Genomic DNA, 16,079 nt, shown 5'->3' on the forward strand with positions numbered 1-16,079 from the left:
GCCTGCGGCCGGTATCGGTGTGCCCCCGACGCTCGGGCGAGCGGCGACGTGGCGTTCACCGTGCCGTCCCCGTGTTTCCGCGGCGGTCGCCGCCGCGTTTCGGGGCCGTGAACTCCGCTCCGCGTGTCACCCCTCCGCATTGCGGTCGTGTTGCGGGGACCGGGACCGGTGACCGCGGTCACCGCGGTCACCGCCCGCCGTCCGGGCCGAGCCCGAGCCGGCGGGCTGCGATGAGTTCCTGGCGGGTCGGTCGTCCTACCGGCGGACCGACCGACCACGAGGAGACCCACATGACCGAGATCGGCACCCTGGACCTGAGCACCGGCCGCGTCCTGGACGCCCCGCCCGAGGAGGCGTGGCGGGCGTGGATCGAGCCGGAGCAGGTCGCCCGGTGGTGGGGTCCCGCCGGCTTCACCGTCCCCCTCGCCGACCTCGACGTCCGGGAGGGCGGCACCTCCCTGCTGTGCATGCGTGCGCCCGCGGAGTACGGCGGCACCGACCACTGGAACACCTGGACCTACCGGTCGATCACGCCCTACGAGCGCATCGAGTTCGACCTGGCCTTCACCGCGGCCGACCGCTCACCGGTCAGCCCGCCACCCGGCGTGCCGGAGCGGGTGCCGCACGTCGTCACGCTGTCCCCGCGGGCGGGCGGCCGCACGGAGCTGACCGTCACCGAGCGCGGCTACCGGACGGACGAGGCCCGCGCCCTGTCGCTCGCCGGCCTCGAGCAGTGCCTGGACAAGATGGCCGCCATGTTCCCGGCGCGGACCGCCGGCTGACCGCCCCGCCGGTCAGTCGGCGCCGCCGACCAGCGCCTCCGCGAAGGCGCGGGGCTCGAACGGCGCGAGGTCGTCCGGTCCCTCCCCCAGGCCGACGAGCTTGACCGGGATGCCCAGCTCCTGCTGGACGCGCACCACGATCCCGCCCTTGGCGGTGCCGTCCAGCTTGGTCAGCACCACGCCGGTGACGGTGACCGCCTCGGTGAACACGCGCGCCTGGACGACGCCGTTCTGGCCCGTCGTGGCGTCGAGGACCAACAGCACCTCGGTCACCGGCGACTGCTTCTCCACCACCCGCTTCACCTTGCCGAGCTCGTCCATCAGCCCGGACTTGGTGTGCAGCCGTCCCGCGGTGTCGACCAGTACCGCGTCCACCTCGCCCTCGACACCGGTCCGCACGGCCTCGAAGGCCACCGACGCAGGGTCGCCGCCCTCGCGCCCCCGCACGGTGAGCACGCCGACCCGCTCGCCCCAGGTCTCCAGCTGGTCGGCAGCGGCGGCCCGGAAGGTGTCCGCCGCGCCGAGGACGACGCTCTTCCCGTCCCCGACCAGCGCACGCGCGATCTTGCCGACCGTGGTCGTCTTCCCGGCTCCGTTGACCCCGACGACCAGGACCACTCCGGGCCGGCCCTCGTGGCGGGTGACGCCGAGCGTCCGGTCCATGTCGGGCCCGAGGACGGCGGTCAGCTCGCGGACCAGCAGCTCGCGCAGGTCGGCGCCCGATGCGGTGGCCAGCACCATCGACTGGGTGCGCAGCCGCTCGACGATCTGGGTGGTCGCGCCGATGCCGACGTCGGCGGCGAGGAGGGTCTCCTCGACCTCCTCCCAGTCGTCCTCGGTGAGCTTCTCCCGGGCCAGCACGGTGAGCAGGCCGCGGCCGAGCGAGGACTGCGAGCGCGCCAGCCGGGACCGCAGCCGCACCAGCCGACCGGCGGACGGCGGCGGCGTCTCGAAGACCAGGTCCGGCTCAGCCTCCGCGGGCGGCAGGTCGACCGGCGGCGCCTCGGCCGTCTCGGGGGGCAGACCCAGACCGGAGGCGGTCGAGCCGCTCGGTCGGGGCTGCTCGACGGGAGCCGGTGGCCGCGGGCGGGTCAGCGTCGTCCCCGGGAGGGCATCGTCGTCCAGGCGCGTGGTCCTGCGGCCCTTGCCCACCAGCAGCCCGACCCCGGCGATGAGGGCGACGACGAGGATCGCGATCGCGATGAGGACGAATTCCATGTGCCGAGTCTTCCAGTCCCGGGGACGGTGCTTCCGGGGACTCTGCGGCAGGACACAGGTTCGTGAGGGAGGCTGGACCGATGCCGCTGACCAGGAACCCCCACCCGGTCCTCATGCTGGGCCCGTTGCTGCGGCACGTGGACCCCGTCTCCGCCACCGTCTGGGTGGAGACCGACCGCCCGTGCACCGTCACCGTCCTCGGCCGGACGGCACGCACCTTCTGCGTCGGTGGCCACCACTACGCGCTCGTGGTCGTGGAGGACCTGGAGCCGGGCAGCACGACGCCCTACGAGGTGCACCTGGACGACGTCCGCGTGTGGCCGCCGGAGAACTCCACCTTCCCGCCCAGTCGCATCCGCACGGCCGGGGGTGACGGCAGCTTCCGCATCGCCTTCGGGTCCTGCCGGTACGCGACGCCGAGCACGGTGGCTGCGGACGAGGGCATCCCGGCCGACGCGATGGACGCCTACGCCGCCCGCATCGCCGCCCAGCCGGAGGACAAGTGGCCCGACGCCCTCGTCCTGCTCGGCGATCAGGTCTACGCCGACGAGCTGACCCACGGCACGAAGTCCTGGCTCGAGCTGCGCCGCGAGCGGCACGGCTCACGCCCGACGTCCGCGCCGGACGAGGAGGTTGCGGACTTCGAGGAGTACACGCGGCTCTATGCCGAGTCCTGGAGCGACCCCCAGGTCCGGTGGCTGCTGTCGACGATCCCGTCGTCGATGATCTTCGACGACCACGAGATGATCGACGACTGGAACACCTCGGCCGCCTGGCGGCGGGAGGTCACCGGTCAGGCCTGGTGGACCAATCGGATCAGCGGCGGGCTGGTGAGCTACTGGGTCTACCAGCACCTGGGCAACCTCAGCCCGCAGGAGCTGGACGGCAACAAGACCTGGCAGGCGATCCTCGGCATGCCGGAAGGCAGCGACGACGCCGAGCCGATGCTCCGCGAGATGGCGGCGCGGGCGGACGCGGAGCCGGCCAGCATCCGGTGGAGCTACGTCCGGCACTGGGGCGACAACCGGCTGATCATGATCGACAGCCGGGCCGGCCGGGTGCTCGACGAGCAGGACCGGAAGATGGTCGACGACGACGAGTTCAACTGGATCGAAGCGGCCATGCGCCGGGCGGTCGACGAGGGCGTCGAGCACCTGATCATCGGCACCTCGCTGCCGTGGCTGCTCCCCCACGCCATCCACGCCATCGAACGGTGGAACGAGACGCTCAACGTCCGCCACCACGGCCGGTGGCGGGGACGGCTCGCCGAGAAGGTGCGGCAGGCCGCGGACCTGGAGCACTGGGCCGCCTTCAGCGACTCCTTCGAACGCCTCGGCCGGGCCCTGACCTCGGTCGCCCGCGGCGAGCACGGCCGGGCGCCCGCGACGGCGCTGGTCCTCTCCGGCGACGTCCACCACGCCTACGCCGCCGAGCTCGTGCGACCCGGCGACCTCGACGCGCGGGTGCACCAGCTGACGGTCTCCCCGCTGCACAACCAGGCGCCGCACCCCATCCGCATCGGCTTCCGGATCGGCTGGAGCCGGTGGGCGCGCACGCTCATGGAGGCGCTGGCCCGCGCCGTCCGGGCCGAGCCCAGCTCGCTGTTGTGGGAGAAGCAGGCCGGCCCCTTCTTCGGCAACCAGATCGGCGAGCTCGTCCTCGACGGGCGCTCGGCCCGCTTCGTGCTCTCCGTCACCGAGCTCGGGCAGCCGGACCTCCGGCAGGTGCTCGACATGCCCCTGGCGCGGGACGGAGAGGGACCGGCCTGAGAGGCTGGGCCCATGACAGGTCCGCACGGGATCAAGCCGGCTCCTGGCCCCGACCAGCCGCCCGTCCCGGTGCGGCTGGTCACGTTCAACACCCACCACGGTGTGGGTGAGGACTCCCGGCACGACCTGCCGCGCCTGGCCAAGGTCCTGGCGTCGGTGGACGCCGACGTGATCTGCCTGCAGGAGGTCGACCGGTACTTCGGCGACCGCAGCGAGGACGTCGACCAGGCACTGCTGCTGTCCCGGGCCCTGGACATGCAGCTGGCCTGGGGGCCGGCGATCGACGAGCCGCGACCGGGTGACCTGCCCCCGCGTCAGTACGGCAACGCGCTGCTCTCCCGCCTGCCCATCCTGGTCAGCGACGTGCACCGGCTGCCCGGCGGCGGCGAGCCCCGCAGCGCGCTGCGGACGATGCTCGAGCTCGACGGCAGCACACTCTGGGTCACCGCCACGCACCTGACCACCCGGTCGGCGCAGGAACGGTCGGCCCAGGTGGCCGCGCTGGCGGCGCTGCACACCGAGGACATGGCGGCCGGCGTCCTCGTCGGCGACTTCAACGCGCCCCCCGCCGCCCCGGAACTCGGTCCGCTGCGGGAGCGGTTCACCGACGCCTGGGAGCTGGCTCCCGAGCGTGGTGACCAGGCAGGCTGGCGCTTCTGGCAGCGCGACGAGGGGCACACCCATCCGGCGCGCGCCCCGCACCGCCGCATCGACCAGGCGTGGGTGTCCGCCGGGGTGGGCGTCGCCGGTGCGCAGGTCCTCGACGCCGACGGGGCGTCGGACCACCTGCCCTTCATGGTGGATCTGCAGGTGCCCTCAGGCGTCTGACCTCAGGCCGACCGGGAGCGCAGGCGCTGCCAGAAGGACGGCCGGTCATCGGCCGGCGGGTCAGCCCAGCTCTCCCAACTGACCAGTTCCGGTGACGGGACGACCGGCACCGGCTCGTCGAGGGAATGGACCTCCAGGCCCGCCAGCCGACCGTCGGCGAGGAACACCTGGACGCCGCCGATCACCTCGCCCGCCGCGTCGACCACCGTGCCCTCGAGAGGCACAGGCCCGGCGGCGGCGGACACCGGGGCGTCCTCGGGCACGTGCAGGTCGATGGTTACGCAGCCGCACTCGCAGCCGGTCGACGCCGTCACCCGGAGCGCCTGCTCCCGGAGCTCGCTGACGCCGTCGAACTCATGGTCGAGCAGCGAGTCGAGCAGCGCCCGCTCCGTCGACGTCAGCGGACGCCGCCCCGAGCCCCCGTCAGAGCCCATGTCCCCCATCGTGGATCACCGCCGGCCGGTAGGCACGTCGACGCTCCCGCGGCTGTCGTCAGGCGGTCTCCAGCTCCCGGAGCCGCTGGCTGATCACGCCGGTGATGCCGTCGCCCCGCATGCTGACGCCGTACAGGGCGTCGGCGATCTCCATCGTCCGCTTCTGGTGGGTGATGACGATGAGCTGCGAGGTCGACCGGAGCTGCTCCACCAGAGTCAGCAGACGGCCGAGGTTGACGTCGTCCAGCGCCGCCTCGACCTCGTCGAGCACGTAGAACGGCGAAGGCCGCGCGCGGAAGATCGCCACCAGCAGGGCCACCGCGGTCAGCGAGCGCTCCCCGCCGGAGAGCAGCGAGAGCCGCTTGACCTTCTTGCCCGGCGGCCGGGCCTCGACCTCGATCCCAGTGGTGAGCATGCTGTCGGGCTCGGTGAGGACCAGTCGTCCCTGGCCGCCGGGGAAGAGCGTGGCGAAGACGCCCTCGAACTCCCGCTGCACGTCGGCGAAGGCGGCGGCGAAGACGTCGTGGATGCGCTCGTCCACCTCGCGCACCACGGTGAGCAGGTCCCGGCGGGTGCTCTTCAGGTCCTCGAGCTGGGTGGCGAGGAAGGCGTGCCGTTCCTCCAGCGCCGCGAACTCCTCCAGCGCCAGCGGGTTGACCTTGCCCAGGGTGGCCAGGTCGCGCTCGGCCTTCGCGGCCCGGCGCTCCTGCGCCGCCCGGTCGTAGGGCTCCGGGTCCGGCTCGGGCTCACCCGCCGCCTCCGCAGCGGCGACCTGCGCCGGCGTCGGCGGCACCGGGGCCCCCGGCCCGTACTCCCCCACCAGGGTCGGGAGGTCGACGCCGTACTCCTCCGCCGCACGCGCCTCCAGCGCCTCGATGCGATACCGCTGCTCGGCGCGCGCCACCTCGTCGCGGTGCACCTCGTCGGTCAGCCGGTCCAGGTCCGCCGTGGCCGTACGGACCCGGGCGCGGACCTCGAGAAGCTCGGCCTCCTGGCCGCTGCGCGCGGCGGCCAGCGCGTCCCGTTCCGTCGCGGCGCGGGTCAGCGACCGCCCCAGGGCCACGAGCGCGGCCTCCGCGTCGGCACGGACGACGGCGGCGACGGCTGCTCCCCGTTCCCGCGCGGCCCGGGCGGCGGCCGCCCGCTCGCGGGCCGCGCGTTCCTGCCGGGCCTGCCGACGCAGGGACTCGGCGCGGCCGTGCAGGGCCCGGGCGCGCTCCTCCGCCGTGCGCACGGCCAGCCGGGCCTCGGTCTCGGCCTGCCGTGCCGCGGCCACCTCGGCCCGCAACCGGTCACGGGCCTCCGTCGACGGTTCCTCCTCGACCGGCGCGGCCTCGGCCTCGGCCAGCCGCTGCTCCAGGGCGGCGAGGGTGGCGAGCACCTGCTCGAGCGCACCCTCGGCCCGGACCCGCGCCGCGAGCGACCGCTCGGCCTCGGCCTCCGCCGACCGCGCGGCAGCGCCCAGCTCGGCGAGCTCGGCGGCCACGGCCGATCGGGAGCGGTCCGATGCCTGCCGCGCCACCAGGGCGGCGTCGACGTCGGCCGACCGCTCTTGGGCCGCGGCCCGCGCCTCGGCCAGGCGACCGGCCAGGTCGGCAGCGCGCGCGACGGCGTCGGTCAGCTCGCCGTCGGCCTCGTCCACGCGGGCCCGGACGACGAGGTTGGAGGGGGCGTCGCTCTGACCGCCGACCGCCCAGTCCGCGCCGATCAGGTCGCCGGCGGCCGTGGCGGCACGCACCCGCGGATGGGTGCTGACCAGCGCCACGGCGGCATCGAGGTCGGGGACCAGGGCCACCCGCTCCAGCGCGCGGGCGAGCGCGGGCTGCAGGTCGCCGGGCGCCGTGACGGCGTCCAGTGCCCACCGCACGCCCTCGGGCAGGACCGGCCAGCCGTCGCGCGCCACCGGGGGCAGGCCACCGGTGACCAGCAGCCCGACCCGTCCGCCGTCGTCGTCCTTGAGGTGGGCGATCGCTGCCGCGGCCTCCGCGACGCCGGAGACGACGACGGCGTCGGCCATACCGCCCAGTGCCGCGGCCACCGCCACCTCGTCGCCGGCCCGCACGGTGAGCCGGTCGGCGACCGGGCCGAGCACCCCGGCGAGCCCCGACTGGAGGACGGCGGCCGCGCCGTCGACCGGGGTGAGGCCCTGGGCCAGGGCGTCGCGGCGGGCCTGCCAGGAGGCCCGGTCGCGTTCGGCCGCCCGTTCGGCCTCGGTCAGCTCGGCGACCAGCCGGGCCGCCTCGGCGTGGGCGGCCACCGCCTGCTCGTGGGCTGCGGTCAGCGCGACGTCGCCGTCCGCCTGGTCCGCGACCGACTCCCGTCGCTCGGCCAGCCGCTCGGCGGCGACCTCGGCGCGGTCGGCGGCCTCGCCGGCGGCCAGGGACAGTCGCTCGATCTCCGCCTGACCGGCTGTGACCCGGGACCGGGCCGCGGAGACCTCGCCAGAGAGCCGGGCGAGGCCTTCGCGACGATCGGCGAGCGCTCGGGCGGCGGCGACCCAGGCGCGCTCCTCGGCGGCCAGGGCGGTCTCGAGCTCACCCCGCTGGGCGACGACGGCCGCCAGCCGGGTGCGCTCGGCGTCCAGCCCGGACGCCAGCTCGGTCTCGGTCGCCTCCACCCGGTTCGCCTCGGCGTCGAGCTGGTCGGGATCCCGTCCGGCCGCAGCGGCGGGCGGGGCCGCGGCGAGGTGCCGGTGCCGCTCGCCGGCGAGCTGGGCAACGCCGCGGAACCGCTCCCCGAGCGCGGAGAGCCGGTACCAGGTGTCCGACGCCGCCTGCAGCCGCGGAGCACCGGCCGCGAGGGCCGCCTCCAGCTCGGACTCCCGCCGCGACACGACCGACAGCTCCCGCTCGACGACCGCTCGGCGCTCGCGAGCCGCGGTCTCGTCGGCCACGTCCTTCTCGAGGGAGTCGCGCAGCTGCACCAGGTCGTCGGCGAGCAGCCGCAGCCGGGCGTCCCGGAGATCGGCCTGCACGCCCGCGGCACGGCGGGCCACCTCTGCCTGGCGACCCAGCGGCTTGAGCTGGCGGCGGAGCTCGACGGTGAGATCGGCCAGCCGGTCGAGGTTGTGCGACATCCCCTCGAGCTTCCGCAGCGCCTTCTCCTTGCGCTTGCGGTGCTTCAGGACGCCGGCGGCCTCTTCGATGAACGCCCGCCGGTCCTCGGGGCGGCCGGAGAGGACGGCGTCGAGCTGGCCCTGGCCGACTATGACGTGCATCTCGCGGCCGATGCCGGAGTCGCTGAGCAGCTCCTGCACGTCGAGCAGGCGGACCTTGTCGCCGTTGATCTCGTACTCGCTCTCGCCGGAGCGGTACATGCGGCGGGTGATGGACACCTCGGTGTACTCGATCGGCAGCGCGCCGTCGGAGTTGTCGATCGTGAGGGTCACCTCGGCCCGGCCGAGGGCGGGGCGGCCGGCCGTGCCGGCGAAGATGACGTCCTCCATCTTGCCGCCGCGCAGGCTCTTGGCGCCCTGCTCGCCGAGGACCCAGGCGATGGCGTCGACGACGTTGGACTTGCCCGACCCGTTGGGGCCGACGACGGCGGTGATGCCGGGCTCCAGCCGGAGCGTGGTGGCGGACGCGAAGGACTTGAAGCCCTTGAGCGTCAGGCTGGAGAGGTGCACAGAACGGGGACCCTAGTCCAGGGAACACCCGGAACCCCGGATCTCCGGGGTTTTGGTACCGGTGTGACGGAAGGGTTCAGCCCACCCGTCCTGCCGGGCCGATCAGGCGAGCGCGGGCTCGGCGTTCTCGCCGGCCATCGACAGCAGCTCGTGGGCGATCACGGCGTCGCGCTGGGTGCGGAGCTCCTCGAGCTCCTCCTGCAGGCGGCGCACCTTGGCGCGCAGGACCGCGTTCTCCTCGACGAGGCGGAGCTCCGCGGGTGCTACGACGTGACCGAACAAAGCCTTGGCCATGACTGCGACGGCCTTTCCGAGCGAGAGGGAGTGCCCGGCGCCCCGGATGTCGGTCGGCGCGGGCTGTGGTATCCCCAGGGTGACAGGCCCCGACACGCAGGTCAACGCGGAGTCTGCCTACTCCCCGTGTCGGGGGGATGTCGTCTTCGTCACTCTGTGGTGAACCCCGACCCGCCCCGCACCGGCTCGTCCCGCGAGTCGACCGACGTCACGGCGCCGGGTGCGTCTTGTCCGTCCAGCGCGGCGAGCACCGCGGACACGGCGTCGTCCTCGCCCTCGAGCGCCACCTCGACACGGCGGTCGGAGAGGTTGCGCGCGTACCCGGTCAGGCCGGCCCGTCGCGCGAGCCCGCTGACGAACCAGCGGTACCCGACGCCCTGCACGTGACCCGACACGTGCGCGACGACGCGCCTCATGCCCGCTGTCGGCGGGTGGGCGACGTGCGCGGTCGTGGCTGGCACTGCGGGCAGCTGTAGCTCGAGCGGTTCATGAACGACTCCCGCCGGATCGGCGTCCCGCACCGGGGACAGGGGCGGTCCGCCTGTCCGTAGACGGCGAGGAAGCGGGAGAAGTAGCCGCTCTGACCGTTGACGTCGACGTAGAGCGAGTCGAACGACGTCCCGCCCTGCGCCAGGGCCTCCCCCAGCACGTCGCGGACGCCGTCGAGCACGTCGGAGACCTGTGCCCGGGTGAGCTTGTCGGTGGGCCGGGCGCCGTGCAGCCGCGCCCGCCACAGGGCCTCGTCGGCGTAGATGTTGCCCACCCCGCCGATGAGCGTCTGGTCGAGCAGCGCCCGCTTGACCTCCGTGCGCCGGCGCCGCAGCGCAGCGCTGAAGGCCGCCTCGTCGAAGGAGGCGTCCAGAGGGTCGATGGCGATGTGCGCCAGCCGCGGCGGGATGTCCTCCCCCGCGCTCTCCTCCACCGCCAGCCCTCCGAAGGTGCGCTGGTCGACGAAGCGCAGCTCCCGGCCGCCGTCGGTGAACGTGAACCGCGCGCGCAGGTGGGTCTCGTCCGGCTGGCTGGGCTTCTCCACGAGCAGCTGTCCGCTCATGCCCAGGTGACCGACCAGCGCCCGGCCCGACGGCGCCCCGTCGGGTTCTGCGAGCGGCAGCCAGAGGTACTTGCCGCGGCGGTGCGCGGCGGTCAGCGTGCGACCGGTCAGGGCTGCCACGAAGTGCTCGGTGCCCTCGAGGTGCCGGCGCACGGCGCGCGGGTGGTGGACCTCGACGGCGGCGACGGTGCGCCCCGCGACCCACTGCTCCAGGCCGCGCCGGACCACCTCGACCTCGGGAAGCTCCGGCACCGCTCAGCCGTCCTGCGCGGGCGCGTCCTGCGTGAGCGCGCGCCAGGCCGCCTCGGCAGCCTCCTGCTCGGCGGCCTTCTTCGTGCGTCCGCCGCCCTGCCCGTAGACGGTGCCGGCGAGGAGGACGGCGGCGGCGAACGTCTTGGCGTGGTCGGGGCCGTCGTCCACGACCTGGTAGACCGGGGCTCCCAGGCCGCGGGCAGCGCCCAGTTCCTGGAGGCTGGTCTTCCAGTCCAGGCCGGCGCCCCGCGTCGACGCCTCGACCAGCATGGGGTCGAAGAGCCGGTGGACGATCGAGGCCGCGGCGTCCAGGCCGCAGCCCAGGTGGATCGCGCCGATCAGCGCCTCGAGGGCGTCGGCCAGGATCGAGTCCTTCCCCCGGCCGCCGGTGGTTTCCTCACCGCGGCCGAGCAGGAGGTGGGGGCCGATGCCGCCGTCGCCGAGCCGCCGCGCCACGCCCGCAAGCGACGTCATGTTGACGACGGAGGCACGCAGCTTGGCCAGCTGGCCCTCGGGGAGGTCGGGTTGACTGCGGTAGAGCTCGTCGGTGACGACCAGACCGAGCACCGAGTCGCCCAGGAACTCCAGGCGCTCGTTGGTCGGCAGGCCGCCGTTCTCGTACGCGAAGGACCGGTGCGTGAGCGCGAGGCCGAGCAGGCCGTCGGGGAGCTCGACGCCGAGGGCGTCCCGCAGCCAGGCGGTCGACCGCTCGGCGTGCTCGGGACCGCCCGGTGGGCGGCCGTCAGCCACGCTCGCGGAGGAGCGCACGCCGGCGACCGGGCCCACCGTGGTACCGGCGATCAGACCGAGAGAACCTGGCGGCCGTCGTACTGGCCGCAGGTCGGACACGCCTGGTGCGGGGGCTTGAGCTCGCCGCAGGCGCGGTTCGGGCACGGCGACAGGGTCGGCGCGCTCGCCTTCCACATCGAACGGCGCGAACGGGTGTTGGCGCGGGACATCTTCCGCTTCGGGACAGCCACGGTCAGTTCTCCTCAGTGGTGGGGCTCTCGCCGGGGGCGCCCGGCGAGGAAGAAGGGGTGCCGAACTTGGCGGCGAGGCCGGCCCAGCGGGCGTCGACGATCTCGTGGGCGTGGTCGTCCGGCAGGTCGTCGAGGCGCTGGCCGCAGTCGACGCACAGGCCGGCGCAGTCGTCGCGGCAGACGGGGGCCAGCGGCAGGGCGAGCACGACCGTGTCGCGGGCGAGCGGCTCGAGATCGAGGTAGTCCCCCTCGATGCGGCGGACCTCGTCCTCCTCGCTCGTCGCCTCGGTCGTGCTGCCCTCGTAGGCGTAGAGCTCCTGCAGGTCGAGGGAGAGCGTGTCCTCGATCGACTCGAGGCAGCGCGCGCAGGAGCCGGTGAGGGGGGCCTCGATCTCGCCGCTGACGAGCACACCCTCCATGACCGACTCCAACCGCAGCCGGAGGTGCACCTCGGTGCCGGCGGGGACGCCGATCAGCTCGACGCGCCAGTCCTCGGGCGCCGGGGCGGTCCGGTCGAGTTCCTGCATCGATCCTGCGCGGCGGCCCAGCTCCCGGAGGTCGACGCGCCAGGGGTTGGCAGCGGGGCGCCGGGCGTCCTGCGGCCGAGAGCCGGAGGACGGGGCACCTGAGCGGAGCGGAGAAGCGGCAGACATGTCAGTACTCGCGGTAGGCAGTGGGGGAAGTCGGGACCACTCGGCGAAGAAGACACCGGCGGTCGGACCAGGAGTCGAGACTACCCGATCCCCGGAACCGACCGGCGGCCCCGCCGTCTACTGCTCGCGGAGGCTCGAGCGCGCCTGGTCGACGGAGAGCAGCATGTGCTCGAGCGTCGTCCCGAAGTCCGCGAGCCGGCTGTCGACGTACTGGTCGACCTCGGCCCGCATGCGGGCCACCTCCGCGGCCGTCTGGGCGCCGAGCTCGTCGGCGCGGGAGACGGCGCCGCGGTAGACCTCGGTCTCGGTGATCAGGCGCTCGTGCTCCACGCGCGCGGCCTCGAGCATCTCCGCCTGCTGTGCCTGCGCGTCGGCCAGCAGGGCCTCGCGGTGCGCGACGGCCTCCGCGATCAGCCGCTGGGCCTCGGCCTCCGCCTCGGCGAGGATGTCCTCGGCGTCGGCCTGCGCCTGGTCGAGCAGCTCGTCGCGCTGCCGCCGGGCCGTGCCGAGCAGCTCGTCGCGCTGCCGGCGCGAGGCGACGAGCAGCTGCTCGCTCTCGTCGCGGGTCCGGCCGGTGAGCCGTTCGGCCTCGGCCTGGGCCTGCTGGAGGATCTCGGTGCGCTGCTCGACGATCGCGCCGGCGGCCTGCACGTCCTCCGGCAGCGATTCCCGCAGGTCGTCGAGGAGGTCGAGCAGGTGGTCGCGAGGGACCATGCACGAGGCGGACATCGGGACGCTGCGCGCGTTCTCGATGACGGTGGTGAGTTCGTCGACCGTCTCGTAGAGGCGGTAGACGACCTCGGTCACGCGCACACCTCGCTGGCGCTCGGCATCCGCGTGCCCGACGGTGCCCTGTCTCCGCGTGACCTCGCAAGCTCGGTCACGACCGGCCCTCGCGCTGCGCCCGTTCCCGCAACCGGTCGTCGACCGCCTTGGGGACGAGGCGCGAGACGTCGCCGCCGAACTTCGCGATCTGCTTCACCAGGCTCGAGGAGAGGTGCCCGACCTGCGGGGCGGTCGGGACGAACAGGGTCTCGACCGCTGCCAGCTCCCGGTTCATCTGCGCCATCTGCAGCTCGTACTCGAAGTCGCTCACCGCGCGCAGACCCTTGACGATCACCGGGATCTCGTGGGTGCGGCAGTAGTCGACGAGGAGGCCCTCGAAGCTGTCCACGGTGACGTTCGGGAGGTCGGTGACCGCTTCGCGGAGCAGCTCCATGCGCTCCTCGACGGTGAACAGACCGGCCTTGCCCGGGTTCACCAGCACCGCGACGACGAGCTCGTCGTACAGCCCCGAGGCCCGGGTGATGACGTCGACGTGCCCGTTGGTCACCGGGTCGAAGGATCCCGGGCAGACGGCACGCCTCACGGGAAGCGACCGTACCGGAGCTGGGCCTCTCCGTAGCGCCGGTCGCGCAACCCGATCAGGGGTGTCGGCCAGTCCCAGGGGTCCTCGCGGCTGCTGCGCTCGACCACGAGCACGGCGTCCGGGGCCAGCCAGCCGCCGCCGGCCAGCGATCGCAGCACGGTCAGCACCTCGTCGACCGGGGTGTCGTAGGGCGGGTCGGCGAGGACGACGTCGAACGGCGCCGGCGGTGCGCCGCCCACCACCGTGGGCACCGAGCCCTTCACCACCCGGCCCCCGGGGAGCCCGACGGCGGCCAGGTTCTCCTTGAGGACCGGGAGGACCCCGGGCGCCGACTCGACGAAGACGACGGTGCTCGCCCCGCGGGAGAGCGCCTCGAGCCCGAGGGCCCCGGTCCCGGCGTAGAGGTCGAGCACGGCGGCGCCGTGGAGATCGGTGAGGTGGGTCAGGGCGTTGAAGAGCGCCTCGCGGGCCCGGTCACCGGTCGGGCGGACGCCCGCCCGCGGCACCTTGAGCCGGCGCCCACCGGCGGTCCCCGAGATCAGCCTCGTCATGGCCCCGTCCAGAGGCTCGTCCCGAGCTTGCGAGGGATGAGGGGGACGGGGTCCTTACTCACGCCTTCTCCAGGTAGTCGGCGCGCTCGTCGGTGGCCAGCCGCGCCACCTCGGCTGCCAGGCCCGGGTGGTCGGCCAGCCCGCGCTCGGTCTCGAGCAGAGCGGTGGCCTCGGCGCGGGCGGCCGCGATGAGCTCCTCGTCCTCCAGCAGCGACAGCATGCGGACGCCGGAGCGCTTGCCCGACTGCGCGGCGCCGAGGATGTCGCCCTCCCGCCGGGTCTCCAGGTCCAGGCGCGCCAGCTCGAAGCCGTCGGACGTCGCGGCCACGGCGGCCAGCCGCTGGCCGGTCGGCGAGGAGCTGGGTGCCTCGGTGACCAGGAGGCAGAGCCCGGGGTGCTTGCCGCGGGCGACCCGGCCGCGGAGCTGGTGCAGCTGGCTGACGCCGAAGCGGTCGGCGTCCATCACCACCATGACGGTGGCGTTGGGCACGTCGACCCCCACCTCGACGACCGTGGTGGCGACGAGGACGTCGATCTCCCGCTCGGCGAAGGCCCGCATGCGGGCGTCCTTCTCCTCGGGGGTCAGCCGGCCGTGCAGCACGTCGAGCCGCAGCCCGGCCAGCGGTCCGCTGCGCAGGAGCTCGGCGACGTCGAGGACGGCGAGGGGTGGGCGGCGGTCGCCCTGCGGCCCGTCCTCGGGGGCGCCGTCGACGTCCTCCGGCTCGTCCTCGGCGCCCGCCGCGTCCTCGGGGCTGTCCCCGATCCGCGGGCAGACGACGTAGGCCTGCCGGCCGGCGGCCACCTCCTCGCGCAGCCGTTCCCACGCGCGGTCGAGCCAGGCGCGCTTCTCCGTGACGGGGACGACGGAGCTCGACACCCCTCCCCGGCCGCTGGGGAGCTGCCGGAGCGTGGAGATCTCCAGGTCGCCGTAGACGGTCATGGCGACCGTCCGCGGGATCGGGGTGGCGGTCATGACGAGCACGTGGGGCGGCCGGTTCCCCTTGGCGCGCAACGCGTCCCGCTGCTCGACGCCGAACCGGTGCTGCTCGTCGACGACGACCAGGCCGAGGTCGGCGAACTCCACGCCCTCCTGGAGCAGCGCGTGCGTGCCGACGACGATGCCGGCCCGGCCCTCCGCGACCTCCGCCCGGGCCTCGCGCCTGGCGGCGGCCTTCAACGAGCCGGTGAGCAGCGTGACGCGGGTGCCGGTGGGGTCGCCGTCCAGCTCGCCGGCCCGGCCCAGCGGTCCGAGCAGCGCGCGGATGCCGCGGACGTGCTGGGCGGCCAGCACCTCGGTGGGTGCGAGGAGTGCGGCCTGCCCACCCGCATCGACGACCTGTGCCATCGCCCGCAGGGCGACGACGGTCTTGCCCGACCCGACCTCCCCCTGCAGCAGCCGGTGCATCGGCTGGTCGCGGTCGAGCTCGACGGCCAGCTCCTCCCCCACGGCCCGCTGCCCGTCGGTCAGCGCGAAGGGCAGCGCGGCGTCGACGGCGTCGAGCAGGCCGCCGGCGCGCCGGGGGCGTGCCGTGCCGGGTTCCAGGGCGGCGGCACGGCGCCGGGCGGCAAGGGTGAGCTGGAGGATCAGCGCCTCGTCCCACTTCAGCCGGTGCGCCGCGTGCTCGACGTCCTCCATCGTGGTCGGCCGGTGGATGTCGAGCAGGGCGGCGGCCAGCGGCAGGATCCCGTGCCGCGTCCGCATGTCCTCGGGCAGCGGGTCCTCGACGAGCCCGCCGAGGTTCCCCTCGGGACCGAGCAGCAGCTTCAGCGACTTCTGGATCACCCAGCTGGAGACGTCCTTGCTCGCCGGGTAGATCGGGACGAGAGCGCGGGCCCAGTCGTCGTCCCCGGTGTCGTTGTCGAGCATGTGGCAGTCGGGGTGGGTAAACTGCAGCTTCCCCTGGTAGCTGCCCACGCTGCCGGCGAACAGCCCCCACGCGCCCTGCCGCAGCGCCGCGTGCTTGTGGTTGAAGAAGACCAGGGTCATCGAGCCGGCGCCGTCGCCGACGGTCACCTCGGTGATGGTGCCGGAGCGCTGCCGCATGCGCCGGGTGCTCACGCTCCGGACCTGCGCCAGGATCGTGACGCGGTCGCCCTTCTGCAGGTCGTCCAGCCGGGCCATCTCGCCGCGGCTGGCGTAGCGCCGGGGGTAGTGGCGCAGCAGGTCGCGGACCGTGTGCAGGTTCAGCTGCTCGGCCATGCTCGTCGCCGTCTTCGGCCCCAGGACGCGGGCCAGCGGCGTCTCGAGGGTCACCGCCATGTCCTCACCTGCA

At 74.3% G+C, this 16,079-nt stretch carries 16 protein-coding genes; 3 read left to right on the forward strand and 13 right to left on the reverse strand.

Annotated features, from left to right (window positions below; translation table 11 throughout):
- Positions 1–290: 290 nt before the first annotated feature.
- Positions 291–782: an SRPBCC family protein gene (locus CRP30_RS00370; protein ID WP_159961478.1), complete on the forward strand. Its 492-nt coding sequence runs from the start codon at positions 291–293 to the stop codon at positions 780–782.
- A gap of 12 nt (positions 783–794) precedes the next feature.
- Here CRP30_RS00370 and ftsY read toward each other — a convergent pair whose 3' ends face one another.
- Entirely contained in the window at positions 795–2,000 is a 1,206-nt protein-coding gene (gene ftsY, locus CRP30_RS00375; protein WP_097182009.1) for a signal recognition particle-docking protein FtsY, read from the reverse strand.
- A gap of 80 nt (positions 2,001–2,080) precedes the next feature.
- On the opposite strand from ftsY, the gene CRP30_RS00380 reads away from it, so the two are divergent.
- Both CRP30_RS00380 and CRP30_RS00385 read left to right on the forward strand, forming a co-directional pair.
- Positions 2,081–3,769: an alkaline phosphatase D family protein gene (locus tag CRP30_RS00380; protein WP_097182010.1), complete on the forward strand. Its 1,689-nt coding sequence runs from the start codon at positions 2,081–2,083 to the stop codon at positions 3,767–3,769.
- Between the two features lie 12 nt (positions 3,770–3,781).
- Positions 3,782–4,597, forward strand: coding sequence for an endonuclease/exonuclease/phosphatase family protein (locus tag CRP30_RS00385; RefSeq protein WP_097182011.1), 816 nt, complete (start codon positions 3,782–3,784; stop codon positions 4,595–4,597).
- Between the two features lie 2 nt (positions 4,598–4,599).
- On the opposite strand, the gene CRP30_RS00390 is transcribed toward CRP30_RS00385, so the two are convergent.
- From CRP30_RS00390 to recG, 12 genes are all read right to left on the reverse strand, one after another.
- Positions 4,600–5,031 (reverse strand): hypothetical protein, encoded by a 432-nt coding sequence (locus CRP30_RS00390; RefSeq protein WP_097182012.1) that lies wholly within the window; start codon positions 5,029–5,031, stop codon positions 4,600–4,602.
- Positions 5,032–5,089: 58 nt separating this feature from the next.
- Positions 5,090–8,656 carry a chromosome segregation protein SMC gene (gene smc / locus CRP30_RS00395; protein WP_097182013.1) on the reverse strand — a complete coding sequence of 1,189 codons (3,567 nt, stop codon included), beginning with the start codon at positions 8,654–8,656 and terminating at the stop codon, positions 5,090–5,092.
- A 102-nt stretch (positions 8,657–8,758) separates the two neighbouring features.
- On the reverse strand, positions 8,759–8,950 hold the full coding sequence (locus CRP30_RS00400; protein ID WP_097182014.1) for a hypothetical protein: 192 nt from the start codon (positions 8,948–8,950) through the stop codon (positions 8,759–8,761).
- Positions 8,951–9,099: 149 nt separating this feature from the next.
- On the reverse strand, positions 9,100–9,366 hold the full coding sequence (locus CRP30_RS00405) for an acylphosphatase (RefSeq protein ID WP_097182015.1): 267 nt from the start codon (positions 9,364–9,366) through the stop codon (positions 9,100–9,102).
- Positions 9,363–10,253 carry a bifunctional DNA-formamidopyrimidine glycosylase/DNA-(apurinic or apyrimidinic site) lyase gene (gene mutM / locus CRP30_RS00410; RefSeq protein ID WP_097182016.1) on the reverse strand — a complete coding sequence of 297 codons (891 nt, stop codon included), beginning with the start codon at positions 10,251–10,253 and terminating at the stop codon, positions 9,363–9,365. Before mutM ends, CRP30_RS00405 begins: the two co-directional genes overlap by 4 nt.
- A 3-nt stretch (positions 10,254–10,256) precedes the next feature.
- Positions 10,257–11,003, reverse strand: coding sequence for a ribonuclease III (gene rnc, locus CRP30_RS00415; protein ID WP_097183037.1), 747 nt, complete (start codon positions 11,001–11,003; stop codon positions 10,257–10,259).
- Positions 11,004–11,053: 50 nt separating this feature from the next.
- Positions 11,054–11,233 (reverse strand): 50S ribosomal protein L32, encoded by a 180-nt coding sequence (rpmF, locus tag CRP30_RS00420; RefSeq protein ID WP_097182017.1) that lies wholly within the window; start codon positions 11,231–11,233, stop codon positions 11,054–11,056.
- A 2-nt stretch (positions 11,234–11,235) separates the two neighbouring features.
- A complete protein-coding gene (locus tag CRP30_RS00425; RefSeq protein ID WP_235003079.1) occupies positions 11,236–11,760 on the reverse strand; it encodes a YceD family protein in 525 nt (174 codons plus the stop codon).
- 243 nt (positions 11,761–12,003) lie between these two features.
- A complete protein-coding gene (locus tag CRP30_RS00430; protein ID WP_097182019.1) occupies positions 12,004–12,693 on the reverse strand; it encodes an SPFH domain-containing protein in 690 nt (229 codons plus the stop codon).
- A gap of 73 nt (positions 12,694–12,766) precedes the next feature.
- The gene (coaD, locus tag CRP30_RS00435; protein ID WP_097182020.1) at positions 12,767–13,255 is read right to left on the reverse strand and encodes a pantetheine-phosphate adenylyltransferase; all 489 of its coding nucleotides are present in this window, start codon (positions 13,253–13,255) and stop codon (positions 12,767–12,769) included.
- Positions 13,252–13,806, reverse strand: a complete 555-nt coding sequence (rsmD, locus tag CRP30_RS00440) for a 16S rRNA (guanine(966)-N(2))-methyltransferase RsmD (RefSeq protein WP_097182021.1) — start codon at positions 13,804–13,806, stop codon at positions 13,252–13,254. Before rsmD ends, coaD begins: the two co-directional genes overlap by 4 nt.
- 58 nt (positions 13,807–13,864) lie before the next feature.
- Complete coding sequence (gene recG / locus CRP30_RS00445; RefSeq protein WP_097182022.1) at positions 13,865–16,066, reverse strand: ATP-dependent DNA helicase RecG; 2,202 nt, start codon at positions 16,064–16,066, stop codon at positions 13,865–13,867.
- Positions 16,067–16,079 lie beyond the last annotated feature (13 nt).

Origin of the sequence: Blastococcus haudaquaticus (assembly GCF_900230285.1) — a bacterium.
GTDB lineage: Bacteria > Actinomycetota > Actinomycetes > Mycobacteriales > Geodermatophilaceae > Blastococcus_B > Blastococcus_B haudaquaticus.